Annotated in this window: 22 protein-coding genes; 8 read left to right on the top strand and 14 right to left on the bottom strand. The window is 65.4% G+C overall.

Annotated elements, in window-relative coordinates:
- Window positions 1-11 precede the first annotated feature (11 nt).
- On the bottom strand, window positions 12-686 hold the full coding sequence (locus tag FB466_RS05740; RefSeq protein ID WP_141916570.1) for a metal-dependent transcriptional regulator: 675 nt from the start codon (window positions 684-686) through the stop codon (window positions 12-14).
- A gap of 103 nt (window positions 687-789) precedes the next feature.
- On the opposite strand from FB466_RS05740, the gene FB466_RS05745 reads away from it, so the two are divergent.
- A complete protein-coding gene (locus tag FB466_RS05745; protein WP_211344760.1) occupies window positions 790-1,212 on the top strand; it encodes an acyl-CoA thioesterase in 423 nt (140 codons plus the stop codon).
- Here FB466_RS05745 and FB466_RS05750 read toward each other — a convergent pair whose 3' ends face one another.
- The 4 genes from FB466_RS05750 to FB466_RS05765 all read right to left on the bottom strand — a co-directional run bounded on the left by FB466_RS05750 (window position 1,213) and on the right by FB466_RS05765 (window position 4,574).
- On the bottom strand, window positions 1,213-1,965 hold the full coding sequence (locus FB466_RS05750) for an HAD hydrolase-like protein (RefSeq protein ID WP_141916574.1): 753 nt from the start codon (window positions 1,963-1,965) through the stop codon (window positions 1,213-1,215). It lies immediately after the preceding gene.
- 120 nt (window positions 1,966-2,085) lie between these two features.
- The gene (locus FB466_RS05755) at window positions 2,086-2,601 is read right to left on the bottom strand and encodes an SseB family protein (protein ID WP_141916576.1); all 516 of its coding nucleotides are present in this window, start codon (window positions 2,599-2,601) and stop codon (window positions 2,086-2,088) included.
- Between the two features lie 27 nt (window positions 2,602-2,628).
- The gene (nucS, locus tag FB466_RS05760; protein WP_141916578.1) at window positions 2,629-3,321 is read right to left on the bottom strand and encodes an endonuclease NucS; all 693 of its coding nucleotides are present in this window, start codon (window positions 3,319-3,321) and stop codon (window positions 2,629-2,631) included.
- Between the two features lie 20 nt (window positions 3,322-3,341).
- Window positions 3,342-4,574, bottom strand: a complete 1,233-nt coding sequence (locus FB466_RS05765; RefSeq protein WP_141916580.1) for an MFS transporter — start codon at window positions 4,572-4,574, stop codon at window positions 3,342-3,344.
- Window positions 4,575-4,661: 87 nt separating this feature from the next.
- On the opposite strand from FB466_RS05765, the gene FB466_RS05770 reads away from it, so the two are divergent.
- Window positions 4,662-5,777, top strand: a complete 1,116-nt coding sequence (locus tag FB466_RS05770; protein ID WP_141916582.1) for a LacI family DNA-binding transcriptional regulator — start codon at window positions 4,662-4,664, stop codon at window positions 5,775-5,777.
- Window positions 5,778-5,803: 26 nt separating this feature from the next.
- Here the strand turns inward: FB466_RS05770 and FB466_RS05775 are convergent, their stop codons facing one another.
- A complete protein-coding gene (locus tag FB466_RS05775; protein ID WP_141916584.1) occupies window positions 5,804-7,123 on the bottom strand; it encodes an MATE family efflux transporter in 1,320 nt (439 codons plus the stop codon).
- A 144-nt stretch (window positions 7,124-7,267) separates the two neighbouring features.
- Here FB466_RS05775 and FB466_RS05780 point away from each other — a divergent pair, with 144 nt between their 5' ends.
- Window positions 7,268-9,241, top strand: coding sequence for a M13 family metallopeptidase (locus tag FB466_RS05780; RefSeq protein WP_141916586.1), 1,974 nt, complete (start codon window positions 7,268-7,270; stop codon window positions 9,239-9,241).
- Window positions 9,242-9,273: 32 nt separating this feature from the next.
- Window positions 9,274-9,672, top strand: coding sequence for an NUDIX hydrolase (locus FB466_RS05785; protein WP_141916587.1), 399 nt, complete (start codon window positions 9,274-9,276; stop codon window positions 9,670-9,672).
- Between the two features lie 11 nt (window positions 9,673-9,683).
- Here FB466_RS05785 and FB466_RS05790 read toward each other — a convergent pair whose 3' ends face one another.
- A complete protein-coding gene (locus tag FB466_RS05790) occupies window positions 9,684-10,118 on the bottom strand; it encodes a DUF1801 domain-containing protein (protein WP_141916588.1) in 435 nt (144 codons plus the stop codon).
- Window positions 10,119-10,125: 7 nt separating this feature from the next.
- Complete coding sequence (locus FB466_RS05795) at window positions 10,126-10,920, bottom strand: GntR family transcriptional regulator (protein WP_141916589.1); 795 nt, start codon at window positions 10,918-10,920, stop codon at window positions 10,126-10,128.
- 218 nt (window positions 10,921-11,138) lie between these two features.
- Here FB466_RS05795 and FB466_RS05800 point away from each other — a divergent pair, with 218 nt between their 5' ends.
- The gene (locus FB466_RS05800) at window positions 11,139-14,021 is read left to right on the top strand and encodes an FAD-binding and (Fe-S)-binding domain-containing protein (RefSeq protein ID WP_246054533.1); all 2,883 of its coding nucleotides are present in this window, start codon (window positions 11,139-11,141) and stop codon (window positions 14,019-14,021) included.
- A gap of 287 nt (window positions 14,022-14,308) precedes the next feature.
- On the top strand, window positions 14,309-14,611 hold the full coding sequence (locus FB466_RS05805) for a helix-turn-helix domain-containing protein (protein WP_141916591.1): 303 nt from the start codon (window positions 14,309-14,311) through the stop codon (window positions 14,609-14,611).
- A 57-nt stretch (window positions 14,612-14,668) separates the two neighbouring features.
- Here the strand turns inward: FB466_RS05805 and FB466_RS05810 are convergent, their stop codons facing one another.
- Both FB466_RS05810 and FB466_RS05815 read right to left on the bottom strand, forming a co-directional pair.
- Window positions 14,669-17,722, bottom strand: coding sequence for a DEAD/DEAH box helicase family protein (locus FB466_RS05810; protein ID WP_141916592.1), 3,054 nt, complete (start codon window positions 17,720-17,722; stop codon window positions 14,669-14,671).
- Window positions 17,719-19,608, bottom strand: coding sequence for a DNA methyltransferase (locus FB466_RS05815; protein ID WP_141916594.1), 1,890 nt, complete (start codon window positions 19,606-19,608; stop codon window positions 17,719-17,721). Before FB466_RS05815 ends, FB466_RS05810 begins: the two co-directional genes overlap by 4 nt.
- A 198-nt stretch (window positions 19,609-19,806) precedes the next feature.
- Here FB466_RS05815 and FB466_RS05820 point away from each other — a divergent pair, with 198 nt between their 5' ends.
- Entirely contained in the window at window positions 19,807-20,682 is an 876-nt protein-coding gene (locus FB466_RS05820) for a PhzF family phenazine biosynthesis protein (protein WP_141916596.1), read from the top strand.
- Window positions 20,683-20,721: 39 nt separating this feature from the next.
- On the opposite strand, the gene FB466_RS05825 is transcribed toward FB466_RS05820, so the two are convergent.
- The 4 genes from FB466_RS05825 to FB466_RS05840 all read right to left on the bottom strand — a co-directional run bounded on the left by FB466_RS05825 (window position 20,722) and on the right by FB466_RS05840 (window position 23,980).
- A complete protein-coding gene (locus FB466_RS05825) occupies window positions 20,722-21,378 on the bottom strand; it encodes an MBL fold metallo-hydrolase (RefSeq protein WP_141916597.1) in 657 nt (218 codons plus the stop codon).
- The gene (locus FB466_RS05830; protein ID WP_141916599.1) at window positions 21,375-22,463 is read right to left on the bottom strand and encodes an S-(hydroxymethyl)mycothiol dehydrogenase; all 1,089 of its coding nucleotides are present in this window, start codon (window positions 22,461-22,463) and stop codon (window positions 21,375-21,377) included. Before FB466_RS05830 ends, FB466_RS05825 begins: the two co-directional genes overlap by 4 nt.
- 226 nt (window positions 22,464-22,689) lie before the next feature.
- The gene (locus FB466_RS05835; RefSeq protein WP_141916600.1) at window positions 22,690-23,154 is read right to left on the bottom strand and encodes an SRPBCC family protein; all 465 of its coding nucleotides are present in this window, start codon (window positions 23,152-23,154) and stop codon (window positions 22,690-22,692) included.
- Window positions 23,155-23,356: 202 nt separating this feature from the next.
- Window positions 23,357-23,980 carry a hypothetical protein gene (locus FB466_RS05840; protein ID WP_246054534.1) on the bottom strand — a complete coding sequence of 208 codons (624 nt, stop codon included), beginning with the start codon at window positions 23,978-23,980 and terminating at the stop codon, window positions 23,357-23,359.
- Between FB466_RS05840 and FB466_RS05845 the strand changes: the two genes are divergently transcribed.
- A complete protein-coding gene (locus FB466_RS05845; protein ID WP_141916602.1) occupies window positions 23,979-25,262 on the top strand; it encodes a M18 family aminopeptidase in 1,284 nt (427 codons plus the stop codon). The genes FB466_RS05840 and FB466_RS05845 overlap by 2 nt on opposite strands.
- The last annotated feature ends 68 nt before the right edge of the window (window positions 25,263-25,330 follow it).

The following is a 25,330-nucleotide window of genomic DNA, read 5'->3' on the forward strand; positions in this document are numbered from 1 at the left end:
TCCGGTGGCGGTTACTTCTCGACCCAGACGGAGGCGAGGGCGACCGATCCGAGGTCTACCGCGGCATCCGCATCCCCAATAATGACGCTGCTCACGCCCGCGTAGGGGCGGTGCTCCACGACCGATACGGTCACGCCGGGGCGCAGGCCCAGGTCGGCGAAGTAGCGCAGCATCTCGGGGTTGTCGTCGGCGATGCGGCTGACGGTGAGGGTGACGCCGACCTCGGCACCGCCGAGCTGGAACGCGTTTTGGCGGCGTGGGGTTCCCGCGGCATCCGGAATGGGGTCGCCGTGCGGGTCGCGTTCGGGGTGGCCCAGTACCGCGTCAAGGCGGTTGACGAGGGTGTCGCTCATGGCGTGCTCTAGTACCTCGGCCTCGTCGTGCACCTCATCCCAGGTGTAGCCCATCATATTGACGAGGAACGTCTCGATGAGACGGTGGCGTCGTACCATATCGACCGCGTGGCTGTGGCCCAACTCGGTGAGGGTGACACCGCCGTAGGGTTTGTGCACCACGAGTCCCTGCTCGGTGAGCTTCTTGAGGCCGTCCGAGGCGGTCGAGGTGCGTACCCCGAGCGACTCGGCGACGTACGTGACGCTGACCGTCGTGTCCTCTTCCCACTCGGTCGCAGCCCAAATCACCTTCAGGTAGTCCTGGGTTGATGCGGTGAGAGAAGAAACAGCCATTCGCCAATTCTACGATAAACAGAAAAAATAGGGGATGACCGGTGTAAAAGATCCTGTGACCCGGCGGTCAGAGGAGGGCGCACACAGGCCGGGTGGGTAGGGTATGACAATGACGACAGCCAGCTACACGGTGCGCAAGTGGGTCAAACCCGAGGACCTTAACCAGCATGGAACCCTTTTCGGCGGCAGCCTCCTTCGCTGGATTGACGAGGAGGCCGCGATCTGTGCGATCTACCAGCTGGGCAACGACCGGATGGTGACCAAGTTCCTCTCGGAGATTAACTTCGTCAGTTCCTCGGTGCGGGGCGACCTGATTGAGATGAATTTCCGGGTCGTGGCGTTTGGTCGTACATCCGTCACCCTCAAATGCCACGTCCGTAACGTGTTTACCGACGACGAGGTACTCACCATCAGCACGATTGTGCTCGTGGGCCTGGGCGACAACGGACTGCCCGTTGAGCACGGGTTTATCGAGGCAGCCGAGGGTAACGAGCGGATCCCGCGGCGGGCGAGTCGGCGGCTGTAACTACTCGGCAGCGGCTGGTGTGAGCAGACGCGAGCGGAGCTGGTCGATTGAGTGCACGATCGACAGCGCGGCCGTTGATTCTTCGGGTGAGCCGTAGCCCCACTCCACCACGATGGTGGGGATGCCGTGGGCCGCGGCTCCGTTGATATCGAAGATGCGGTCGCCCACCATCACAGGGTTGCTCGTGTCGATACCGGCCGCGCGGAGCCGGTGTAGGGCCTCCGCAACCACGTCGGCCTTGGCGCTGCGCGTTTCGTCGGGGGAAGCGCCGACGATGGCGGTGAAGTTTTCGGTCAGGTCGAAGAAGGTGAGGATATCGACGGCCTGCAACTCCCCCTTGGACGTGGCGAGGGCCAACGGCATCCCCGCGGCGTGCAGCTCGCGGAGGAGACCGGCGACGCCCGGGTAGACAGCCGCGCCCGAGCTGGGGCCGCGCAGGGCGGCGATGTCGCGCTGGATGATGAGGGCCTGGTCGGCGAGTTCTTCCGACATCCCGAGCGTGTGGATGAAGGAGTCGCGCAGGGGCGGGCCGATGAGGGCAAAGAGTTCTTCGTCGCTGGGAATGGGGTGGCCAACCTGGGCGAGGGCCTCGGAGATGCGGCTCATGATGCCGGGGGCCGAGTCGGTGATGGTGCCGTCGAGGTCGAAGAGTACGCAGGACCACGGGGCCGTCTTGGCCGCCAATTGAGCGGCGATATCGGGGGCGATTGGCGTGGGGCGTGAGACAAGGGAACTGTCAACCTGAGTGAACATTCGGCCAATACTACCCGGCGTTTCTGGGCGTATGGCGGGAGCCGTTTCTATTCCTGTTCGGGGATTTTGTGGGTCGAGGTCGGCCGCTCTGGTGCCGGGCTGCGTCGGGGCGGGAGGGGCCTACTTCTTTTCGAGGGCCTCGGCCGTGATCTCCTCCCCCGTGAGGATACGGGAGATGAACTTTCGCAGCACAATAAATTTGGCCGAGCCCGCGTCAAACTGTGCGGCGACAAACGAGTCGGTGGTGATGAGCGTGAGGGCGGTGATGGCGGGCATCACGGCACCCTGCACGGTGCTGCGCTGGGCCACGGGAACCGCGGCGCGTAGCTCGGCCATCGAGGTGAACAGCGGCAGGATGAGCTGGCCCTGAGTGGAGCGCACGGTGCGGATGCGGGTGCCCTTCTTATGCCGCGACCCGCTCACGTCAACCACGAGGTAGTCGGTGCTAATAGCCCGTAAAAACGCGGCGAGTGTGGTGTAGTCGGGGCTTGCCATGAGGGTGTCGAGTGCGGCCCGGGCCGCGTCGTTGCGGTAGTCGGCCGTGACCCCTTCGGGAACCACACTGGGGGCGCTGCCATCCGGGAGCGCACCGCCCGAGGGCGTCTCGGGCGGGGTTTCGTTATCGCGATGAGCCATAGCAACGATGCTATCGAGGGTGCGGGCTTAGAAGAGAGTGTTGTGGTTGGCGAGGCCGCGGAGGGCGTCGTAATCGAGCACGACGCAGCGGATGCCGCGATCCTCGGCGAGCGTGCGTGCCTGAGGTTTGATCTCCTGCGCGGCAAAGACTCCCGTCACGGGAGCCAGGAGCGGGTCGCGGTTCATGAGTTCGAGGTAGCGGGTGAGCTGTTCAACGCCGTCGATATCACCGCGGCGCTTGAGCTCGACGGCCACGTGGACACCCATCGCGTCTCGCGCGAGGATATCGACCGGTCCGATAGCCGTGTAGTACTCGCGCCGCACGAGGGTGTGGCCCTCGCCGAGGGTTTCGATGTGTTCGGCGAGCAGCTTCTGGAGGTCGGCCTCCACGCCGTCCTTAATGAGCCCGGGGTCTACGCCGAGGTCGTGGCTGGTATCGCTGAACATCTCGTGGATGTTGATGACGAGCAGGTCCGCCGTTTTGGCGTGGGTGACCTTCCAGATTTCGGTGATGCCGGCCTCCGCCTGGTCGGGCTCGACCTCGATGGCACTGAGGGTGCAGGGCGGGCTCATCCAGTTGAGGGGTTTGTAGGAGCCGCCATCCGAGTGGATGAGCACACTGCCATCGCCCTTGAGCATGAGGAGCCGGGTGGCGAGGGGAAGGTGGGCGTTTAACCGACCCGCGTAGTCAACGGAACACTTTGCTATCACCACTCGCACCCACACATCTTACCGGGACGTTACCCGGGTGACGATGTTTTTGCGGGGGTGCGGGCGGCGTGTGAGGCGAGGCCCGCGAGCACGATGAGCACGAGCACAAGAATCAGGGCGTTGAGCAGGCCGATATGTTCACCCAGGAAGCCGATGGCGGGCGGGCCGACGAGGAAGGCGAGGTAGCCAATTGTGGCGACGGCACTCACCGTGGCGGCGGCCGAGCGGGGGTCGTCGGCGGCGGCGGACATCCCCACCGGGAAGCCGAGGGAGGCACCGAGGCCCCACAGAACCACGCCGAGGATGACGAGCCAGGGTACCGACACGAAGATCACGATGGACAGGCCCACCGCGGCCAGGGCGGCGCATGTGCGCAGGACGGCCACCCGACCGAAGCGGTCGAGTAGGGGGCCGCCCACAATGCGACCGACGGTCATGGCGGCGAGGAAGATGCCGAGTACGGCGGCACCAAGTGCGTTGTCGAGCCCGTGACCATCCACGAGGGCGAGCGGCAGCCAGTCGTTGGCCGAGCCCTCGGCCCAGGCCATGCCCAGGACGATCACTCCGAGGAGGAGGGTGCGCGGTTGGGTCCAGACGGCCAGGCGATCCCTCCAGGTGAGGGCGATTTCGGCGGTATCGGCGGTCGAGTGGGCGGCGGTTTCGTTGTGCGGGAAGTAGCGCACGCTGAGCAGGGCACCACCGGAGACGAGCACGGCGGTGGCGAGCATATGGATCAGGATGGGCAGGTCGGCCACCTCGGCCAGGGTGCCCGTGGCCACACCCAGCACGGTCCCGCCACTGAAGAGGGCGTGGAACAGGGGCATGATTGTGCGGCCGATTGCGCGTTCGTTCGCGGCACCGGATACATTCATTGCCACATCGCAGATGCTGTAGCCCGCGCCGAAGAGCGCCAGTGCTACGACGGCACCGAGCGCACTATCACCGGCCACGGCGAGGGCGGCGAGGGGGAGGCCCCACACGCTTGAGCTGAGAAAGACGGCAATCGTGCGGCGCGGCCCCAGGAGGGCAACCACATGGCTGGAGAGCAGCAGTCCGCTGATAGAGCCGATGGCGATACCCAGGATAATCACCCCCATCTCGCTCGTGCTGGCCCCCAGCGTGTCTCGCACTGTTGGGACGCGGCTGAGCCAATTAGCAATACCAAATCCGCACAGCGCAAACACGGCAAAGACCCCGTTGCGCCAGCCGATTGTGGTGTGACGCGAGGCCGCGGGGGTGGCGGAGGTGGCGGGGTGGGGCATCCGGGAGCTTTCTCTGGGGCGTGGTTTGTGGGGCGAATCGAGATCGAATCGTTTCGAATTCGAAACGATTCGACTAAGCTAACGCGTATGACCTCTTCCCGTCAAGCCGCGGGCTCACCGGCCCGCCGTGTCACCCTCGCCGATGTGGCGCGGCTCGCCGGAGTGAGTACCTCGACGGTGTCGATTGCCTTCGGCGAGGGCGGTCCCGTCTCGGATGCCATGCGCCTGCGGGTGCACGCCGCCGCCGCCGAGCTGGGCTACACCGGACCAGATCCGCGCGCCGCCTCCTTGCGGCGCGGGCGCAGCGGCCTGATCGGGGTGGTTCTGGAGGAGCGGCTGGGTGAGGCTTTTCGTGACCCCGTGCGCATTTCGCTTCTCGATGGCATCGCCGAGGAGGTGGGCGCTGCCGGTTCGGGTCTCGCCCTGCTCGGCGACGTGGCAGCCGGTCCACTCAGCATCGCCACGGCCCCGGTAGATGCCGTCATCCTTTTCGGCTGTAGCACGGGGACCCTCGACTCGATTGAGCAGGCGCGTCGCCGCGGGCTCCCCCTCGTGGAACTGGAGGGGCGCGTGGAGAGTGATGTGTTCGCGGTTGACTCCGATAATCGGGGGGCCTCCCGCGCTGCCGCCCAGCACCTCTACGATCTGGGCCATCGCCGTGTCGCCACCCTCACCCTTCCCCTTGATCGACCGCGGGTTCACCGCGCGCTCGCCGCGGCCGACCCTGTTCCCGGCCACAACTTTGTCGCGGTCGAGCGTCTGCTCGGGGTGCGCGAGGTGTTCCCGGAGGCCCACACCATCGTGTGTGCCGCGAGCCTCGTTGAGGAGGGTCGGGTGGCCGGTCACGAATTACTGGGTGGGGCGGACGCTCCGCGATACGGCGAGGGCGGCGCGTGTGCGGCATCCGCCCGACCCACCGCGATCATTGCGCAGAGTGATCTCCTGGCGCTCGGCATGATTCGTGCTGCAGGAGAACTGGGGTTACGGGTGCCTGCCGATGTGAGCGTGATCGGGTTTGACGGCATCCGGCTCGATGGGTTGAGTGATCGAGATCTAAGCACCATGATCCAGCCCGCCCAGGAGAAGGGACGGGCTGCGGGCCGTGCGGCGCTCGCGCTCGTCGCCGGGGAGCAGCCGGAGCGGCTGCGATACCACTCGGTGCTGCACGCGGGGGATACGACGGGCCCGGTTCCCGACCCGTGAGTCGATAAACGGGTGAGAATCCGCATTTATGCCGCTATGGCTATCCATTTATTCCCACGCACGCGCAATCCCAGAGTACATGCCCGAACAAGCATGTAGCCGATTGTGAAGGAGGCGGTGAGCAGGCAGACGCCGCCGACACCACCGGGAGCCCACCGCCATACCGCCGCGGCAATAGGCAGGTAGAGGAGAAGGTTCACCGCGCCGACGGCGGCCAGGTAACGGACATCCCCCGCCCCCATCAGCACGCCGTCAACCACCCAGACGTAGCCGCCGAGGCCCAGGCTGAGGGACATCACCAGGATGGCCGGTGTGAGCATCCCGAGCACCTGCGGATCGCGTGAAAAAAGGTTTCCCAGCACCGGGCTGAGAGCTGCCATCAGGAGGGTCCCGGCCAGGCCGCATCGGACCCCCCAGCGGATGCAGCGGGTCACGATGAGACGCGTACGCTCACGGTCACCCGCGCCCAAACTCGTGCCCACGAGCGCCTGGGCGGCGATGGCAATCGAGTCGAGGGCAAACGCGGCCGTCGAGAAGAGGGTGTAGACCACGTGGTAGCTCGCGAGCTCGTCTGTGCCGAGTTTCGTGGCCACAAAAATCGTGATCAGCAGGGATGCGCGCAGGCTGAGCGTGCGCACGAATAGCCACCCGCCGTTGGCGGCCCCGAGGCGGATACCGGCCAGGCTGGGTCGCCGGGTCGCCCCCACCCGTCGGGCCAGCCGCACACAAACGATGACGTAGACCGCGACCATCCCCCACTGCACCGCAACCGTGCCGATCGCCGAACCGAGCACACCCCAGCCGAGGCCGTAGATGAGCACGGCGTTGAGGCCCACGTTGAGCACGCAGCCGCCGAGCGCAACCCAGAGCGGAGTAATGGTGTTCTGTATCCCGCGGAGCAGGCCAGTGGCGGCGAAGACAATGAGCATCGCGGGCACGCCCAGAAGCGAGACCGTGAGGAAGGTGTGTGCGTGTTCGGCGACCTCGGGGGACGGGTTCACGAGGGCGATGAGCGGGGTGGCACCGAGGCCCCCCACCGCAGCGACCACGAGGCCGAGAGCGCCCGCAAACCACAGGCCGTCAATGCCCACCGCCACGGCACCGCGGGGGTCACCGGCCCCCATTCGCCGGGCAACGAGCGGGGTGGTGGCGTAGGCGAGAAACACCATCAGGCCGATCACGGTCTGTAGGATGGCGGCGGCGACCGCCACGCCGCCCAGCTGTGCCGCCCCGAGGTGGCCCACCAGCGCGGAGTCCGCGAGCAGAAAGAGGGGCTCGGCGATGAGCGCGCCGAGCGCCGGGATCGCCAGACGACCGATGGAGCGGTCGGTGTCGGTGAGCCTCATGCGCTCCAGGCTACTGGAGGGGTCACGCAGTGCAGAGGGTGGCGGGCGCAGACTCCCCTCCACAGCCCGGTGAGGGTGCCCGCCTCTCCACAGTCCCGGTTGCCGCATGGCCGAGTGATAGCCGCACGGCATAGGGTAGTGGGCATGGCTCAGAACTCGACAGATCACCTCCCCTCCGGCATCAACCTGGCAGAGCTCGACCCGAGCATCCGGCCCCAGGACGACCTTTTTCGGCATGTGAACGGTCGGTGGATCGACCGTACCGAGATCCCCGGCGACAAGGCGCGCTACGGTGCGTTCACCGAACTCGCCGAGGAGGCTGAGCGGGCCGTGCGCGACATCATCGTGGAGGCCCAATCCGCAGAGCCCGGCACCGAGCAGCGCAAGATCGGTGACCTCTACGCGAGTTTCATGGATGCAGAGGGCCGTAACGCCCGGGGCGTTCAGCCCATCGCGGAGGATGTGGCGCGGGCGCTCGCCGTGTCGAACATCCGCGATTTTGTCGGTCTCACCGCTCGCCTGGAGCGCGCAGGAACCAGCGGATTCTTGGGGATGGGGGTCGATAACGATCCGGGTGACCCCGAGCGCTACATCATCTTTGTGATGCAGGGCGGCATCGGTCTGCCCAACGAGGCCTACTACCGGGAGGAGCAGTTTGCGGAGGTACGCGCCGCGTATCGGAGCCACCTGGAACGAATGCTTACATTCGTCGGTATCGCCGATGCGGCTGCGGCAGCCGCTAGCATTTTCGAGCTGGAGACCCGCATCGCGAAGGTGCACTGGAACAATGTCGAGAGCCGCGACATCCAGAAGATTTACAATCTGCGCACGCTCACCGAGCTGCGGCACCTCACCCCGGCGCTCGACTGGTCGCAGTATCTGGGCGAGATCGGTATCCCGGAGTCCTCGTTTGCCGAGGTGGTGGCGGGGATGCCCTCCGCTATCACGGGAATCACCGATCTCCTGAGCGAAGAAAACCTACCCGCGTGGCGTAACTGGCTCGTCTGGCAGATTGTGCGTTCGTCGGCCGCGTACCTTTCCGAGGAGATCTCGCGGGCCAACTTCGACTTCTACGGTACGGCCCTCACGGGCACGCCGGATCAGCGTGAGTTGTGGAAGCGGGCCGTGGCTTTCACGGAGGGTGCCGTGGGTGAGGCGATTGGCCAGGTCTACGTGGAGCGGCACTTTGATACGCGGGCCAAGCGGGCGATGGATGATCTCGTGGGCAACCTCATTGAGGCCTACCGCAACTCGATCACCGGCCTGGATTGGATGGGGGCGGAGACGCGCGAGCGTGCGCTGCAGAAGCTGGATAAGTTCACCCCGAAGGTGGGCTACCCCGTGAAATGGCGCGACTATTCGATGCTGGAGGTGGACGCGGCCAACCCCGTGCTCAATGCGCGCCGGGTCTCCGAGATGGAGTTTCGTCGCGAGCTTGACAAAATCGGCAGCCCCATCGACCGCGACGAGTGGTTTATGACCCCGCAGACCATCAACGCCTACTACAACCCCGGCTTCAACGAGATCGTCTTCCCTGCGGCTATTCTGCAGGCTCCGTTCTTTGACGTGGGGCGGGATGCAGCCGCCAACTATGGTGCCATCGGTGCCGTGATCGGTCACGAGATTGGTCACGGCTTCGACGATCAGGGTTCGCGCTACGACGGCGACGGCAAACTCACCGACTGGTGGACGGATGCCGACCGCGCGGCCTTCGAGCAGCGTACGGCGTCGCTCATTGACCAGTACAACGCCCTCGCCCCGGCCCAGGTGCCCGACAACTTTGTGAATGGCGAGCTCACAATCGGCGAAAATATTGGTGACCTCGGCGGCCTCTCAATCGCGTGGGAGGCGTACCTGTTGTCCCTCGGCGGTCAGGAGCCTCCCGTGATTGACGGCCTCAGCGCCGCCCAGCGCTTCTTCCTGTCCTGGGCGCAGGCCTGGCAGCAGAAGGGACGTGACGAGGAGGTCATCCGTCTGCTGACGATTGACCCGCACTCACCCAACGAGTTCCGCTGCAACCAGATCGTGCGCAACATCAACGAGTTCTACTCGGCTTTTGAGGTTGTGGAGGGAGATGCCCTCTGGCTTGACCCGGCCGCACGGGTGACCATTTGGTAGGGAGCGCTGCCGGTGACCTGCCGGGTGCGGAGATGCCAGACATCCTGGTGGCCGCCATCGCACTCATCCGGAATCGCCGCGTGCTCATGGTGACCGCGCGCGGCCGCGACGTGATCTACATGCCCGGTGGCAAGGTGGATGCGGGGGAAACCCTGCCCCAGGCCGCGGCCCGTGAGGCGAGGGAGGAGGTGGGCTTGGCGCTCACCGAGTCGGCGTTGAGCGAGATGTTTACGGTGGTGACACAGGCACACGGGGAGCCCGCGGGTCGTCTCGTGCGAATGACGATTTTCTTGGCCAGGACGGGGGAGCAACCGGTGGCCTCCGCCGAGGTGAGCGAGTTGCACTGGGCCTCAACCGCTGAACTGCACCGTTGCCCGCCGGCCGGGGCCGAGGTGCTGGCGCGGCTGAGGAGGCTCGGGGTGATCGACTAACCACATCATCGCTATGCGGATCCAGGCCCGCGGGTTTCCGGGCCCGCGAGGAAGGCGTCTCGAAGCAACCGCTCTAGGGCAGCCAGATCGAGGTCGGCGAGTGTGCGGACGTAGATGCACGCCACCCCCGTGGTGTGTGGGCCGACCTCAGTGAGCCGGTGAGCGTATTCCGAGGCGTTGCGTGGCAGGTAGAGACAGAGCTTGCCCTGACGGGGCGCAAAGCCCATGATCGGGGAGTCTCCCTCCCTGCCGGATGCGTACACGTAGTGGTGTTCGCCAAAGCCGATGATGCTGGGCCCCCACATTCGGGGTTCCTCGTTCGTCACCGCGCGCATGAGATCCACGAGTTGTAGGCAGTCCTGGCGTTGTGCGTCGCGCTTCAGGTTCGCGATAAACTCCTCGATGCTGCCATCGTGGGGGCGGGTCTTATTGCCGGAGTCAGCCATGATGCGCCTAGTATCCGACCGTCATCTGCGCCCAGATCTGCTCGCCGTCCAGGTCGAGACCCTGCTTGTTGACAGCCTGCTTCACCAGGAGACGGCCCGTCGTGGCCAGGTGGGTGCGCATCGCGGCGGCGGCGGCCTCCGCCTCGCCGGCACAGATCGCGGTGAAGATGGGATCGTGTTCGTGGGCGATGGTGGCGAGGGTGCGGTCCACGCCCGCCGTTGACGAGCCGAGGATGCGGGTGGAGACGCGCATCCGGTTGACCGAGTCGCGCAGGTGGTTGTTGCGGGCCGCGTGCATGATGAGGTCATGGAACCGCTGGTCGTGGTGGAAGAAACCGTCCTCGTCCCCCTCCTCGCTGGCCGCCTGCATCTGATTGATCTCGTTGCGGAGGGCGTCGGCGAGTTGGATAGTCGCACCCCCCTCGGCAGAGAATCCGTCGTCGGGAACGGTGATGAGGGACTCACCGGATGCGATCACGAGTGCCGCGCGGCGGGCCGAGGGCACCTCCAGGGCGATGCGCATGGCGAAGATCTCGGCGACATCCTCGGGGCGGGACTGCAGGATACGGAAACCCCGGTTGCGTTCGAAGCGCACGAGCCCGGCCTCCTCCAGCCGCACCATCGCGTCGCGCACGGGGGAGCGGGAGACGTTGAAGGCATCCGCCAACTGGTAAATTGAATACAGTTCTCCCGGCTTCATGTTGCCGGACGCTATGGCCGCGCGCACCGACCGTTTTACCTGATCGGTGAGGGATGTTGTCGGGTCCTCGGGAGCATCGAAGCTGAGGGCGTGTGTCGGCATGACGACAGCATAACCGGGTAAGGTCAGGATTCCTGTGAACGAGCGAGGGAATATACGGTTCTCGGCATATGGTGAAGCGGCCGGGTGTGCGGGTTACCCGGGGGAACACAGCGGCACACCCTCAGATAAAACTCTCGTGCCGCAGAGCACTCCTGGGGTAGTCTCCGTCAGAGGCCTCCCCCTACAACACAATGGCGTCCGGTTGCGAAGGAGATGACGTGAGCCCAGTGAGCCTGCGCGATGATCTGGCCTCCCGCGCCGCCTACGTGTCGGATGCGTCCATCTATCGGCGGGTCCCCGCGGCCATCGTGGAGCCGCACAGCGTCACCGAGATCGCCGAGGCGCTCGTCATCGCCCGTGAGCGCGGGTGGCCCGTGACACTGCGCGGTGGTGGAACCTCCGTGGCCGGTAACGCTATCGGTGACGGTCTTGTCATCGACACGAGCCGCCACTTTAACCGCATCCTCGGGGTTGACCCCGTTGCGCGCACCGCCACCGTCCAGCCCGGTGTGATCTGCGATGCCCTCCGCGCCGCGGCTGCGGCCCACGGTCTCACCTACGGTCCGGACCCGTCAACACACTCCCGGTGCACCGTGGGGGGGATGGTGGCCAATAACGCGTGCGGGTCGCACTCGGTCGCCTGGGGGACCGCGGCCGACAATATCCTCTCCGTGACCATGATGCTCGCGGATGGTCGCATCATCACCGCAACCGAGACCGGCTGCGATGACCCGGTTATTGAGGAGCAACTGCGGAACCTGCGTGACCGCAACCTCGCCGTCTTCCGCACCGAACTGGGGCGGTTCGCTCGTCAGGTATCCGGTTACGGATTGCACCACCTCTTGCCCGAGAACGGCTTCAACGTGGCCAGGGCGCTCGCCGGTTCTGAGGGCACCCTCGGCGTGATGACCGAGCTCACGGTGCGCCTCGTGCAACCACCCGCCGCAACGGCCCTCGTGGTGCTCGGCTGCGTAGACGTGTTTGCCGCCGCCGAGATCGCACCCCGACTGCGCCGCCCCGAGGTGTTGACAATCGAGGGGATGGGCGCCGATCTGTTGGAGGCGCTGCACGCTCGACCCGGTGCCGGGAGCGCGGGGGCCGAACTACCCCGGGGTGGCGGTTGGCTGTATGTGGAGCTGGGTGGGGCCTCCGCCGCTGAGGTCGCCGCGGCTGCTCGCGGGCTTGTTGCTGAACTACTCACGGGCGGGCAGATTGTGGGGTTCACGGTTGTGACCGACCCGGTTCAGGCGCGGGCGCTGTGGCGTATCCGCGAGGCCGGGGCGGGTATTGTGACGCGCCTGCCCGACGGCGGCGAGGCGTGGCCCGGGTGGGAGGACTCCGCGGTCCCGCCCGAGCATCTGGCCGACTACCTGCGCGACCTGTATGGGGTCCTGGATGCGCACGGCCTGCGGGGCATCCCGTTTGGGCACTTTGGTGAGGGCTGTGTGCACATTCGCATTGATTTCACTCTGGGTACGACGGAGGGTGTTGAGCGCTACCGCGCGTTCATCGAGGAGGCCGCCCGACTCGTGGCCCGCTACGGGGGCTCGGTTTCCGGTGAGCACGGGGACGGTCGGGCCCGTTCGGCCCTGCTGCCCACCCTCTACTCGCCCCGGGTGCTGGCGGCTTTTACCCAGTTCAAAGCCATATTTGACGGTTCTGGATGTTTTAACCCCGGCATCCTGGTGGCTCCAGAACCGATCACCCAGGGGATCCGCCCCGGACCGGGTAGTCGCCTCTTTGATCTCACTCCCGTGCACGCGCTCGCTGGCGATGGCGGTTCGTTTTTGAGTGCGGTGAACCGCTGCGTGGGTGTGGGAGCTTGCCGGTCGGAGGCGGGGCCGATGTGCCCCTCCTTCCAGGTCACGGGCGATGAGGTGCACTCCACACGCGGTCGTGCCCGGATGCTCTCCGAGATGCTGCGTGGCGAACTTGTCACCGATGGCTGGCGCTCCCGAGAAACACGGGAGGCGCTTGATCTGTGCCTCTCGTGTCAGGCCTGCGCCACGGAATGCCCGGTCAACGTGGATATGGCCAGCTACAAGGCCGAGTTTTTGCACCACCACTACCGCCACCGGCTGCGGCCCACGGCGCACTACGTCATGGGCTGGTTGCCGCTGATTCTGCGGGCGTTGGAGCGGCTGCCCGGCTCGGCCCGGGTGGTCAACGGGCTGCTCGGGTTCCGCCCCGTCGAGGAACTGGTCAAACGTGTCGGTGGTATTGAACCCCGCCGACGTATGATCCACTGCGCCCCCGAGACCCTGCGTGTCTGGCTGAGGCGGCGGGAGCGAGCAGGTGATACCTCGGCCGCCCCGGCGATACGGGGCGGGGTTCCCGGAGGTGCTGACAGCCCGCGACCCACCGTGATGCTCTGGCCCGACACGTTCACCAACTTCAGTACCCCTGGCGTGGGCCGCGCGGCCGTCGAGGTGTTGGAGGCGCTGGGCTACCGCGTGATCCTGCCGCAGGGGCAGGTGTGTTGCGGCCTCACCTGGCACTCCACCGGTCAGCTCACGCGGGCCGCGAAGGTGGTTGCGCAGACGCTTGACGCCCTGGGGGAGGCCCTCGACTCCGGCATCCCGATCATCGGCCTGGAGCCGTCCTGTACCGTGATGCTTGCCAAGGGGATCACCGAATTGCTGCCGGGAAACCCGCGCGCGATCGCGCTCTCCCGGCAGGTGGTGACGCTCGCCGACGTGGTGGCCAGCCACACGGGAACCTGGCCATTTGGTCGGCTTGACCTGCCTGCGATTGCCCAGGTGCACTGTCACCAGGCGGCTCAGGGGTCGTACGACCCGGATCGTGAGGTGTTGCGACGCCTGGGTATCGTGCCGGACGAGGTGGGCGGGGGATGCTGCGGCCTGGCCGGTAACTTTGGTTTTGAGCCCGGCCACTATGAGGTTTCGACGGCGCTGGCGGAGCGTGAGCTATTTCCCCGGGTACGTGAGCGGGGGAAGGGTTCGCTCGTGTTGGCCGACGGGTTTTCGTGTCGCACGCAGGTATCGCAGGGCACGGGTGTGCACGGGTTGCATCTGGCCGAGGCGCTGCTGCTTGCCCTGTCTCGTAATCCGGATACCGCACCGGAGGGGAACGGCGGGTGACGTTCCGCATCCTCAGAGAGCTGGTTTTTCGTCGGGTGGTGGCCCGCGCAGCCGCGGAGGAGGTGGCACCGAAGCGGGTTCGCATGGATTTTTTCGAGGTGTGGTGTTCGAGTCATACCTCCGTTCTATCGGGTAGCACCCGTCATTAATCCTTGTAAATATGAGGATGTGGAGAACTTTCGTCGCGTGCCGCCTGTGGAGGACGCTCAACATGTATTCTTCAGGTACAAAAACTACATTGACATTCGCTCTGGTACAGAAGCTTGGGGCACGCGAACATGAATGTTATGTCCGCACCTCACTCCGAAGCCGCACGCATCCTCGGCAGCCGCATTCGCGAGCATCGTCTGGCGATTCAGGTGAGCCAAATGGACCTGGCAGATCTGGCCTCAATGCACTTCACGAACCTGGGCAAGATCGAACGGGGTGAGGCCAATCCGAGCCTGACAACGATCGTGCGCATCGCCGTGGCTCTCGATACCGACCCCGGTAAACTTGTCGCGGGAATTGCCGGCGACGACCTGCCCGACCGTTCCCACCGGGTCACCGCGGCTGACCTGATCCGTGAACGGCAGAAAGGCAACTCCTAGCTCACCCCGGACTCGCTCGATCGCCGCCGTGCCACCTATTCCAGCCGTCACCGCTGATTAGAAGAGCCGCCCCGGGGCACCCACCTGCGGTGGGACCAGTCGTGCGTGGGCCAATAGATCGCTCGCTCGTCCACCGCCGGAATGCCAGCTGCGCACACTCTCCTCATCGAGGATCACGTAGTGCCAGGAGCGATGATCGCGATGGTGGGCCGGCAACTCGTTCAGCTGGTGGCACCAGGCGCGGGCGGCATCCGCCTTGCGCCGAACGTTGTCGTCGCTCAGCGCGCTCGACGCTTTCGTCTCGACCACGTAGACGCACTCGGCCGTGCGCACGAGGAAGTCGGGTGAGTAGTGGGCGGGGACGTGTTGGGCGGTGAGGTAGGGCCGACGCAGAAAATCGTGCCGGTGTTCGTGCACCTTGACAAGGGCCTCGACGGCACCGTCGGCATCCGCCCACTCGATGAAGAGCCGTTCCAGCCCTCCGCCCCGCGAGGGGACCGGAAGCAGCGGGTACACGCTTTTGGTGACGGGGATGGCGGAGCTACTGCGCGCTGTGATGCTGACAACCTCGGATATTCGCCGGTGGCGGACCTCCGCCTCGCCGACGGTCTCGGTGTGGAGCGCCGAGAGGAGCGCAGCCGTGAGTGTGCCAACGAGATTGTTCGTGACCGCCTCGGGCAGGAGCGCCCGCCAGGCGTCGCCCGCCCGCGGGTCGAAGTCACGGCCAAACATCCGGGTGCGGATATAGTTGTCGGCAACCCGGGCAACCAGCGGCCTGTAGAGGGGGAGCACCGGGCGGGGCGCGGGGTGTCGGCGGAGTAGCCCGTCTCGGGTGAAGCTGCGATTTTTTGTGCCGGTCACGCGTGCCGTCACGTCTGCGAGATAGTCGTTGTAGCCGCGGGTCGGCGATCCACCCGCATCCACGCGATACTCGCCAAACTGGGTGCCTTCCTGGATATCCTGCGACACAAACGTCTCGTGCCGCCCCGCGAGGCTGAGGAGGTCGTCGAGGAGGTAGGGGCTGAGGGGGAGCTCGCCGACCGTGATGGTGGGTGGGCGTAACCGCTCGTCTGCGGTGTGCAGGATGATCGGTACCGCAACGTCGAAGTTCGCGTAGTCGGGACGCCGCTCAACCGTGATGGCGTCGCCGCGGGCGGTCACCTCCGTGTCACCGACCTGGGCGACGAGCCCATCGCCCAACTCGTTGCGATAAAAATCGGCGTAGCGCGGATGCTCAACAACAAAGAGAACGTCGTGGTAGTTGGTGGGTTCGCGGTGTGCGTGCATCCGCTCCCGGGTGTCGCGTTTGAGCTCATCAAGGGTCGGGTCTCCCCGCCACATGAGACGAAGGCCGCGGCCGATGGTCTGTTCCAGCAGAATGTCTGATGCGCTCGACCGCAGCGGAACGATCACGCAGATATTATTGACGTCGAACCCCTCGCGCAGCATGAGGACGCTAATGATGACGCGGGGGTGGGGCTGAGTGTCAATCGCGTCGAGCCGATCGCGCAGATGCGCCCACTGCGCTTCGCCGAGTTCAGCTTTCCGACCCGAATCCACCCGCAGTACGTCATCGGGTGCAAGCCCGCACTCCAGGAGGTAGTCCTCCACAAGGGGTGATACCTCCGTGTTTTCCACAACCACGAGGAGTTTGGGGTGCTTAGTGGGCCCCGCGTCGGCAAACTGGCGGTCAAGAATATCCAGTTTACTGAGGCCCGCGCGGAGCATCACCCGCTGGCCCGCCGAGAGAGAGGAGACGCGGCCATGCTCATCCCGTTCTGCCCGAAAGTCGAGGGGGTGCTCGCCGAGTGCCAGTACCTCGCGTCGGGTATCCAGCACAATCGATTTCACCAACCCCTGATTCATGGCATCCAGGAGGTCGCAGTCAACCACGATGTGTGGAAAGTAGGCGCGGTCTTTGCGGCCGCGGCCCGTCGGAGTGTACGGTGTCGCGGAGAAATCCACCCGCATGAAGCGGCGACCGAGCGGGGTGGCCAGGCGGGTGAGGGATTTGTGCCACTCAACTTCGCCTGCGGCGGCCTCGCCGGTGATCGTTCCGCGTTGCCCTGCGGGGGCCGAGCGTGCGTGGTGCGCCTCGTCGTTGAACACGAGCAGGCTCGGCAGTTCGGCGAGCCAACGCATGGCGCGGCCGCGTTGGGCGCGGCGGTCGAGGGCGTCCAGGTCATTACCCGTTGCTGTTCCCGGTGTCAGAGGCACGATAGCGAGGGCGGCGGTCCGGGCAGTGGATGTTGCGTCGTTCTCGTCGTTTTCGGCGGCCTCTGTGGTGTCTGCGTAGGCCTCGTCAAGCATCCCGGGGTCACGTTTTCCCGCGAGCAGGTGCCAATTGGTGATCGCTATGACGCCCGAGCCGGTTGTGCGCACCCCGATATCCTCTTTGGTGACCACGTTCCCCCGCACAAAACTGAACACGGCAGTGCGAGACCCATCGGGCACGAACAGGTCACGGAAGCGGTACAGGTCGCTGCCCGAGAAATCGCGCTGTCCGGTGCTGGGCGTGGTGGTACCCAGCCGGGCGGCTGCGCCGTGGCCGCGAGTGGCTGGGCCGTGTGGCGCGGGCGGGGGTGGCGTGATGCGTGGCCCGAGAAAAGCATCCAGCATCCGGTCATACACGATCAACCCCGGGGTCACGATCAAAAAGTTTCGTGTGAAACGAACGTCCTCGGGGCTGGCAGCGGCATTGAGATACTGCCACACGAGCAGGGCGCTCAAGACCCAGGTCTTACCCGTTCCCGTGGCCATTTTGGCGGCGTAGAGCGGATGCTGCGAGCCGGGTTGCCTCCCGCCGGCCTCCGGCCCCGCCTCGGGAGCTGTTGGGGCGAGGTGCTGGAAGAGGTCCCTCAGACTGGTGCAGGCCAACACCTCGTGGGCGTAGATGATGTGCAGGATGGCGTCCCGCTGTCCGCGATGAAAGTTTACCTGCCGTGAGTCGCGATACTCGGGTGCAAACCAATAGCGCAGCAACTCGGCGGTCGTGGGGGTTACCCGGGTGAGGATGGGCGCGGGCAGCCCCGCCTCAAACGCGGCTATATCGTCGGCCACGGCTAACCCGAGCCGCTCTGCGAGCGGAAAAATGTGTCGCTGGAGGTTCATGCTGTGTTCTCCGCTGCGGATTTTTGAGGGGTGGCCGACACGGTGTCCACGGCACTCTCGGGCACCAGCGCCCCCAGGTGCAGCACCGTTTCAGACTCGTACCCAAACACGTCCACGGCACGGACACACACCGTGCGGGCCGTGTCGGTGCGCCCGTCACGCGGCTGAGTCAGTGTGGTGGTCGTTTCCACGTGCAGGCTATCGCCATCGTTGGCCGTGTTGCCCCGGTAGTCCTGCCAGGTCGAGCGGAAGGTTATCCCGTCGTAGTCGGGGTCCACTGCCCAGTATTCAATCAGAGCGAGTGGGTCGCGGTTCATCACGTCGATCACCCGAGCCCGGTTGGCCGCGTCAAGCGGCATCGCGGACGGGTCAAGCAACACGTAGTTGTCGAGGGTGACGGATAGCGACTCCCACTCCGAATTGATGACGCTGCGGCCAGCGGTGGCGCTCACGTATTGCAGAGTGGCAAATCGTATGTTGCCGTTGCGGCTCAGCCGGTCGAGGCCCTTCTTCTTCAATTCGTCCAGTAGGTTTGCCGGAATGACCCGCACCTCCAATCGTGGATCGTCCAGGTCCGCCGCGGTCTGTCCGATACCCTCGGCAAAATTCCAGCCCAGCACAATCACCCGCTCACATCCGCCCAGCACCGAGTCGCGGTAGCTTTGCGCTCGCAGCAGGGTGGATGCCGTGGTCAATCTGCTGGGGCTGTCCACGTACACGAGTGTGGAGGTGCCCGGCATCCGGCCGAGGGACCCGTTGGCGCTGATCTCGGCGGGTAGCGGCTGTGCGCCGTAGACCTCCAGGACGGTTTTGGCGAGCTGGCCAACGCTGAATCGACGCCCGAGGGTGCTGCGGGCCTGCTCAACCTGGTAGTCGCCAATGGCCTGGTAGAGGAAGGGGCGGGCATCCTGGTCCACGAGTCGCTTGCGGGTAATCATCGTGGCAGGCTTACCAATATCGCTCGTCACCCAGCGTCGCCCGAGACGCTCGGCCACAGCCGCTGTGGTGCCGGAACCGCAGAAGAAATCGGCGACAAGCCCGCCGGGCGGGCACGATGAGCCGATGATGCGCTCCAAGAGGGCCTCTGGCTTCTGGGTGCCGTAGTTGAGTCGCTCATGTGCCTGGTTGTTGAGTGTGGGAATGTCCCAGTAGTCGGGGGCCTTCTTCAACTCGCCCTTCATCCGATTCGAGGTGGCTGGGATCATGTCGGCCACAAAATACTGCCCATCCACAGCCTTGGAATACCACATGATCTGGTCGTGCTTACGCGGCCAGTAACGCGAGGAGCTACCGCCCAGACCGTACAACCACGAGATGTCGTTGAGCATGTTCTGCTTGCCAAAGATCTCGTCAAGCACCACTTTCACGTAGTGCCCCACATGCCAGTCCAGATGCACGTAAATCGAGCCGCTCTCGCTCAGCAATTCGCGCATCAGAACGAGCCGTGGCGTGATCATCTCCAGGTATGAAGCCGTGCCTTTCTTCCACGTATCCGAGTAGGCAAACTGCTCGGCCACGGTGGGCCGCTGGTCAACCCCACCAACGGGAAGCTCCACGCGGGTGCGATAGTCGGCCTTGGAATCGAAGGGCGGATCGATGTAGATGAGGTCAACGGCCCCGCGCAGGCTGGGGGTGTGCTCGTCACCCGCCAGCAGGGCGGCGATGGCGAGGAGGTTGTCGCCGTAGATCAGGTGGTTGAGAGCATCTTCTGGACCCGCTCCCGAGGTAAAGATATCCATCCCCGCCGCGTCACGATGGGGAAAGACCAACTCCCGGGTTTGTAGACTGACCCGCTGTTCGCCCTCCAGCTGGGCGAGGATCTGTTGCGCCTGGCGTTTGCCAGCGCGCACGATGTCGGGCAGTTGTTCGAGAAGCGAGGGCGCCATGAATCTCCTTATAGCTGCGCGGGCCGCCAGCACATGCGGCACTGTTAACTATAGGTATAAAAGCATAAGCCACCGACATTGGGGCTCGATGTGGCGACTGGCTCTGGTCATCGTCTCTCCAACACCCCTGTGCGTGTCAGGCCACGAACCCGCAACCGGCCTCTCGTGGTTTCTCGGGTTGCGTGAAAAAATCGTGTCATGACTGTGCTCTCCTCCGCCCTCCGCTACGCCGCCTTCACCACCCGACCCGAGGGGGGAAATCCCGCCGGAATTGTGCTGGATGCTGCCGCCCTGGGCGTCTCCGAGATGCAGGAGATCGCCGCGCAGATCGGCTACGCCGAGACGGCGTTCCTCACCGAGCGCTCCGTGGGTGGAGACCCGCGCCGCAGTCGCGTGCGGTATTTCTCGCCGGTGGCTGAGGTGCCGTTCTGCGGGCACGCCACGGTTGCCACGGCTGCCGCACTCGCCGAGCGGGAGGGCGAGGGGACCTTTACCTTCGACACGGCTGCCGGCCCCGTTGTGATTGAGACGGCTGATACCGTCGAGGGTCTACGGGCCTCCTTCACCAGCGTCGAGCCGCAGCAGGCTCCCCTTGATGCCGCCGCGTTCGAGGCCCTCCTCGCCGTACTCGGTCTCACCCGTGCCGACCTGAATCCCGTGTACCCGCCCGGACTGTCGTACGCCGGCAACTGGCACCCCGTGATCGTGATTGCCGACCCGCTCCGGTTCGACACCTACACGTTTGATTTCTCGGCCGTGCGCGACCTGAAAGAGACCCAGGGTTGGACCGGCACGATCACCACCCTGCGGGAACTTTCACCCGCGGAGTTTGTGGCCCGCAACCCCTTCGCAGCCGGACGTGTTCGCGAGGACCCCGCCACAGGCTCCGCCGCCGCGGCCGTCGGGGCCTACCTGCGTGCAATCGGGCGGGTCACCGCGCCCGCGCGCGTGCTCATCCATCAGGGCGAACACGTGGGCCGACCCAGCCTGCTGACGGTTGACATCCCACCCTCGGGCGGGATCATCGTGACGGGCTCCGCGGTAGAAATCCCGGCGAGTCCGGCGGAAAGCTAGTCGGATGCCACTTCTTCGTATCGACCCGACCGCCCAGGTTTAGTGCCCCCGAGCAATCCACTCGTCGCGCTGCGGAGCCTCCGCCCCGATTGTGGTTGTGTCGCCGTGTCCGGTGCGCACCACCGTCTCGGCCGGGAGCGTAAGCAACTGGGTGGTGATCGACTCGATGATGGTGTCAAAGCTGCTGTAGAGACGTCCGGTCGCCCCAGGGCCGCCCTGGAAGAGCGTGTCGCCCGTGAAGACGGTGCCCAACTCTGCGGAGTAGAAGCTGACCGAGCCGGGCGAGTGACCGGGGGTATGCCGGGCGGTGAGCGTGACATCCGCCACCGTAAAGGTGTCACCCTCCCGGATGTCGTGGTCCGGGGCGAGCATTGGGTAGACGTCGTTCCACAGCATCCGGTCGTTGCTGTTGAGGTAGACGGGTGCGCCGTTGGTGCGCACAAACTCGCCAACGGCGCGGATGTGGTCGTCATGGCCGTGGCTGAGCAGGATCGCGGCGACCTCGCGGCCGCCAACGGCCGCAGCAATTGCGCGGGCGTCGTGCGAGGGGTCGATCACGATGACGGTGGTGTCGTCGCCGATGATCCACACGTTGTTATCAACATCCCACTCGTCGCCATCGAGGGAGAATTTTCCGCTCGTGACCAGGTGCTCGATGCGAGCGAGAGTCCCTGTTGTGTGTGTTGTGTCCGTCATGAGAGTTCAACCACCGATCGAAGTACTGTGCCAGCGTGCATTTTTTCGAAGGCCGACTCGATATCGGCGAGCCCGATGCGTTCCGACACAAACGCATCCAGATTGAGGCGGCCACGTGCGTACTGCTCAACCAGCATGGGGAAGTCACGGCTGGGTAGGCAGTCACCGTACCACGAAGACCTGAGCGACCCACCGCGGCCAAAAACGTCTAGCAGGGGTAGCTCAATCATCATCTCGGGTGTGGGCACACCCACGAGGACAACGCGCCCGGCGAGGTCGCGGGCGTAGAAGGCCTGCCGATAGGTTTCGGGCCGACCAACGGCCTCGATCACAACATCGGCACCGTTGCCGCCGGTGAGCGCACGGATAGCCTCCACGGGATCGGTCTCGCGAGAGTTCACCCCGTGCGTTGCCCCCAGCGAGAGTGCCATGTCTACCTTGGCCTGGTCGATATCGACCGCGATGATGGTGGTGGCACCGGCCAGTTGAGCGCCCGCAATGGCCGCGATACCCACGCCACCACAGCCGATCACGGCCACCGACTCGCCGCGCTGCACCTCGCCCGTGTTGATGGCCGCACCGATGCCGGCCATCACGCCGCAGCCCAGCAGGCCGATTGCGGCCGCATCCGACTCAGTATCCACTCTGGTGCACTGACCGGCGGCCACGAGGGTCTTCTCGATGAAGGCACCGATGCCCAGCGCGGGTGACAACTCGGTGCCATCTCTCAGGGTCATTTTCTGGGTGGCGTTGTGGGTGTTAAAGCAGTACTGGGGTTTACCCTTGGCGCAGGCGCGGCACGTGCCACACACCGCGCGCCAGTTGAGGATGACGCGGTCGCCCACGGCGATGTTGGTCACATCTGGCCCCACACCGCTCACGATGCCAGTGGCTTCGTGTCCTAATAGGAACGGGAAATCATCGCTGATGCTCCCCTGTTTGTAGTGCAGATCGGTATGACAGACCCCGCTGGTCAGGATGTCAACGAGAGCCTCCCCGGGGCCGGGTTCGGGCACCAGGATGGTCTCGATTGTGGCCGGTGCGTTTTTGGAGCGAACAACAACGCCCTGCACTTCGTAAACCATACAGCTGGTCCCTTCATAGATCTCGCGTTCACGTTTCACCCTCTACGGTACCCACTCCACGCAGGCGTTGACGACCACCTGTGCAGCCTGTGGATAAGTGCTGACCGGAGGGAGTCGTGAGGAGATCACAAGAAATCCTGATGGCGGCTGCAATTCGAAGGCCCAATAGCGATCTTTGTCCGACGAGAGCCCACGGCTCCAGATCACACCTGCTGCGGGAGGCGCGCTACTTCTCCCGCTTCTGAAGAACGCGGTCCAGGGTCGCGAATGACTCCTCCCAGCCACTCCGTGGACCGGCCGCCACCTCGGCGCTGAACGGACCCTGCACCAGTTCCAGCTGCGTACCCGAACCCTCCTCGGTGAAGGTGAGGCTCGTGGTGAGGCGGGTGATGGTACCGTCGCCATCCATATCTGGGACATCCTGGTGTGCCACGAGGAGAAGGTTCTCAATAACCTCAGAGAATGTGGTGTCCACCACGGCGGTCAGCTCGGGATTGTCATCGCTGACCATGACCAGGCGCTGATATCCGCCCGCCCGCGCATCCACGGCGATGGTGTCGCGTGGGACGTGCCAGCCGTCCGGGCCAAACCACTCGGCAATTGTGTCCGGGTCAATAAACGCGTGGTAGACCTGCCGCGGGGGTGCCGCAAAATGCCGGAAAATAACAAGATCCTGGGTGATGCCGCTCATGAGAAGCTCCTGTACTTTTCTCCGCAGTGTAGGACGGTGGCGAGGTTACTACCAGGGGGTTGCGGGGATGTCCTGCGGGCATCCGGAGCAGCGGAATCGCGTTGTTAATGATCCACGGTGCGATGCGTACACCGGTTTCTGCTCGTCTCCGCGGTCATCCCGGGAGCATCCTCCGGTGACCTTTCAGCCCCGGCAGAGCGGCCTAGTCTTCCTCGATAATGGGTTTGGGCCCGCGTGAATCGCCCACCGCAAACACGAGCGAAAAGACCGCGAGTGCCACCGTGATGGTGCCCAGTGGGTTGCACAGCCCGATGGACATCTCAAGCGAGTCGGGCCCGCTCCAGACGCTCAGAAGAGAGGCGAGCCCCTCGTCCGTCGTGTCGGGCACGGTCAGCCCAAAGAGTAGCCCCAGCGCCCCGGTGATCGAGAGGGAGACGACCGTGGACCGCCGGGTGCGGAACCCGCGCCGCGCCGTTACCCGGATGCACCACCCGGTCACCACCAGAAGCGTTGCCATCACGGGCCCCAGCGAGAACGCAAACCAGGCCACCATATCGCCGCCGGCCCCAAAAAGCGCCCGGCCCGCGGTCATCCACGCGGCCAGCAGAACGCCCGACACCATCACGAAGGCGCCCAACGCGCCCGAGCGGGGCGAGCGAGCGGGCGTGGTCGGGGCCTCGGAGGTGCCGGGTGACGCGGTGGAGGGCGTGGTCATATCGTGCTCGATTCTGCCGGGGATGCTGCGGGTGCGACGGAGCCTACCGGCCAGGGTACCAGCCGGGTTGCGCGGACCCGAGCCCGCCCGCACATGATTGGATGGACCCATGTCAATCACCGCCGAGCACACCACCGAGTACGTTGACGCGCTCGCCGCCTTCATCGCGGCCAGCCCCTCCTCCTACCACGCGGCCGCCGAGACCGCCCGACTGCTGCGCGCGGCGGGCTTCGAGCCGCTGAGTGAGACCGACGCCTGGGACACGACGGCGGGCAGGCACTACGTGATTCGGGATGGCGCGATTATTGCGTGGAGCCAGCCGGCGGCATCCACCGGGCTGACCCCGTTTCGGATGCTCGGTGCGCACACCGACTCGCCCGGCTTTAAGCTCAAGCCCAAGCCCACGATTGGTGCGCACGGCTGGATTCAGGCGGGGGTTGAGGTGTATGGTGGCCCGCTGCTCAACTCGTGGCTCGACCGCGAGCTTGAACTCGCCGGACGGCTCGTGACCCGCAGCGGAACCGAGCATTTGGTGCGCACGGGGCCGTTCATGCGCATCCCGCAACTGGCGATTCACCTGGACCGGGAGGCAAATAGTGGCCTGACCCTCGACCGTCAGCGGCACACCGCGCCCGTCTATGCCGTTGGTGATGCCACGCAAGCCGACCTGCTGGGCCACCTTGCGCAGCTCGCGGGCGTTGCGGCGTGGGATGTTGCCGGGTACGACATCCTCACGGCCGATACCGCCCCGCTCGCGCGGTTTGGCCTGAACCATGACCTGTGTGCGGCCGGGCGGATGGATAACCTGACCTCGGTGTTTGCCGGGCTGCGCGGGCTACTGGGTGCCTCCGAGGATGCCGGGCATATCAGCGTGCTCGCCGCGTTTGATCACGAGGAGCTGGGCTCCGAGACGCGCTCGGGCGCGAGCGGGCCGTTCCTGGCCGACGTCCTGGGGCGGCTGGCCGCGGGGTTGGGTGCCTCGGAGGGGGACCGGCAGCGGGCGCTCGCCGCGTCCTGGTGTCTCTCGGCTGATGCGGGTCACGCGGTGCATCCCAACTACCCCGAGAAGCATGATCCCGCCAACCGTCCCGTTGCCGGTGGTGGCCCACTGCTTAAGATCAACGCTAACCAGCGCTATGCCACGGATGCCCACGGCGCGGCCCTCTGGTCGCGCGCCTGCGCCGCCGCTGGCGTTCCCTACCAGGAGTTTGTGTCGAACAACACGGTGCCGTGCGGCTCCACCATCGGCCCCCTGACGGCAACCCGGCTGGGCATCAGGACGGTGGATGTTGGCGTGCCGCTGCTCTCGATGCACTCGGCTCGCGAGTTGGCGCAGGTGGACGACCTCGTGGCGCTGGGTGCGGCAGCGGGCGCATTCTTCGCGGGGGCGTAGGGTGCTCGTGCCCCGGCAAAGCTACTACGGGTGAGAAAACCTCACATATCGACGAAAATTTGCCGGTC

Origin of the sequence: Klugiella xanthotipulae (genome assembly GCF_006716695.1) — a bacterium.
Classification (GTDB): domain Bacteria; phylum Actinomycetota; class Actinomycetes; order Actinomycetales; family Microbacteriaceae; genus Klugiella; species Klugiella xanthotipulae.

Excerpts from the sequence above, each read along its gene's own strand:
- FB466_RS05740 (WP_141916570.1), bottom strand. The coding sequence starts at position 686 with ATGGCTGTTTCTTCTCTCACCGCATCAACCCAGGACTACCTGAAGGTG.
- FB466_RS05745 (WP_211344760.1), top strand. The coding sequence starts at position 790 with ATGACAATGACGACAGCCAGCTACACGGTGCGCAAGTGGGTCAAACCC.
- FB466_RS05750 (WP_141916574.1), bottom strand. The coding sequence starts at position 1,965 with ATGTTCACTCAGGTTGACAGTTCCCTTGTCTCACGCCCCACGCCAATC.
- FB466_RS05755 (WP_141916576.1), bottom strand. The coding sequence starts at position 2,601 with ATGGCTCATCGCGATAACGAAACCCCGCCCGAGACGCCCTCGGGCGGT.
- FB466_RS05765 (WP_141916580.1), bottom strand. The coding sequence starts at position 4,574 with ATGCCCCACCCCGCCACCTCCGCCACCCCCGCGGCCTCGCGTCACACC.
- FB466_RS05770 (WP_141916582.1), top strand. The coding sequence starts at position 4,662 with ATGACCTCTTCCCGTCAAGCCGCGGGCTCACCGGCCCGCCGTGTCACC.
- FB466_RS05775 (WP_141916584.1), bottom strand. The coding sequence starts at position 7,123 with ATGAGGCTCACCGACACCGACCGCTCCATCGGTCGTCTGGCGATCCCG.
- FB466_RS05780 (WP_141916586.1), top strand. The coding sequence starts at position 7,268 with ATGGCTCAGAACTCGACAGATCACCTCCCCTCCGGCATCAACCTGGCA.
- FB466_RS05785 (WP_141916587.1), top strand. The coding sequence starts at position 9,274 with ATGCCAGACATCCTGGTGGCCGCCATCGCACTCATCCGGAATCGCCGC.
- FB466_RS05790 (WP_141916588.1), bottom strand. The coding sequence starts at position 10,118 with ATGGCTGACTCCGGCAATAAGACCCGCCCCCACGATGGCAGCATCGAG.
- FB466_RS05795 (WP_141916589.1), bottom strand. The coding sequence starts at position 10,920 with ATGCCGACACACGCCCTCAGCTTCGATGCTCCCGAGGACCCGACAACA.
- FB466_RS05805 (WP_141916591.1), top strand. The coding sequence starts at position 14,309 with ATGTCCGCACCTCACTCCGAAGCCGCACGCATCCTCGGCAGCCGCATT.
- FB466_RS05810 (WP_141916592.1), bottom strand. The coding sequence starts at position 17,722 with ATGAACCTCCAGCGACACATTTTTCCGCTCGCAGAGCGGCTCGGGTTA.
- FB466_RS05815 (WP_141916594.1), bottom strand. The coding sequence starts at position 19,608 with ATGGCGCCCTCGCTTCTCGAACAACTGCCCGACATCGTGCGCGCTGGC.
- FB466_RS05820 (WP_141916596.1), top strand. The coding sequence starts at position 19,807 with ATGACTGTGCTCTCCTCCGCCCTCCGCTACGCCGCCTTCACCACCCGA.
- FB466_RS05825 (WP_141916597.1), bottom strand. The coding sequence starts at position 21,378 with ATGACGGACACAACACACACAACAGGGACTCTCGCTCGCATCGAGCAC.
- FB466_RS05830 (WP_141916599.1), bottom strand. The coding sequence starts at position 22,463 with ATGGTTTACGAAGTGCAGGGCGTTGTTGTTCGCTCCAAAAACGCACCG.
- FB466_RS05835 (WP_141916600.1), bottom strand. The coding sequence starts at position 23,154 with ATGAGCGGCATCACCCAGGATCTTGTTATTTTCCGGCATTTTGCGGCA.
- FB466_RS05845 (WP_141916602.1), top strand. The coding sequence starts at position 23,979 with ATGTCAATCACCGCCGAGCACACCACCGAGTACGTTGACGCGCTCGCC.
- FB466_RS05840 (WP_246054534.1), bottom strand. The coding sequence starts at position 23,980 with ATGGGTCCATCCAATCATGTGCGGGCGGGCTCGGGTCCGCGCAACCCG.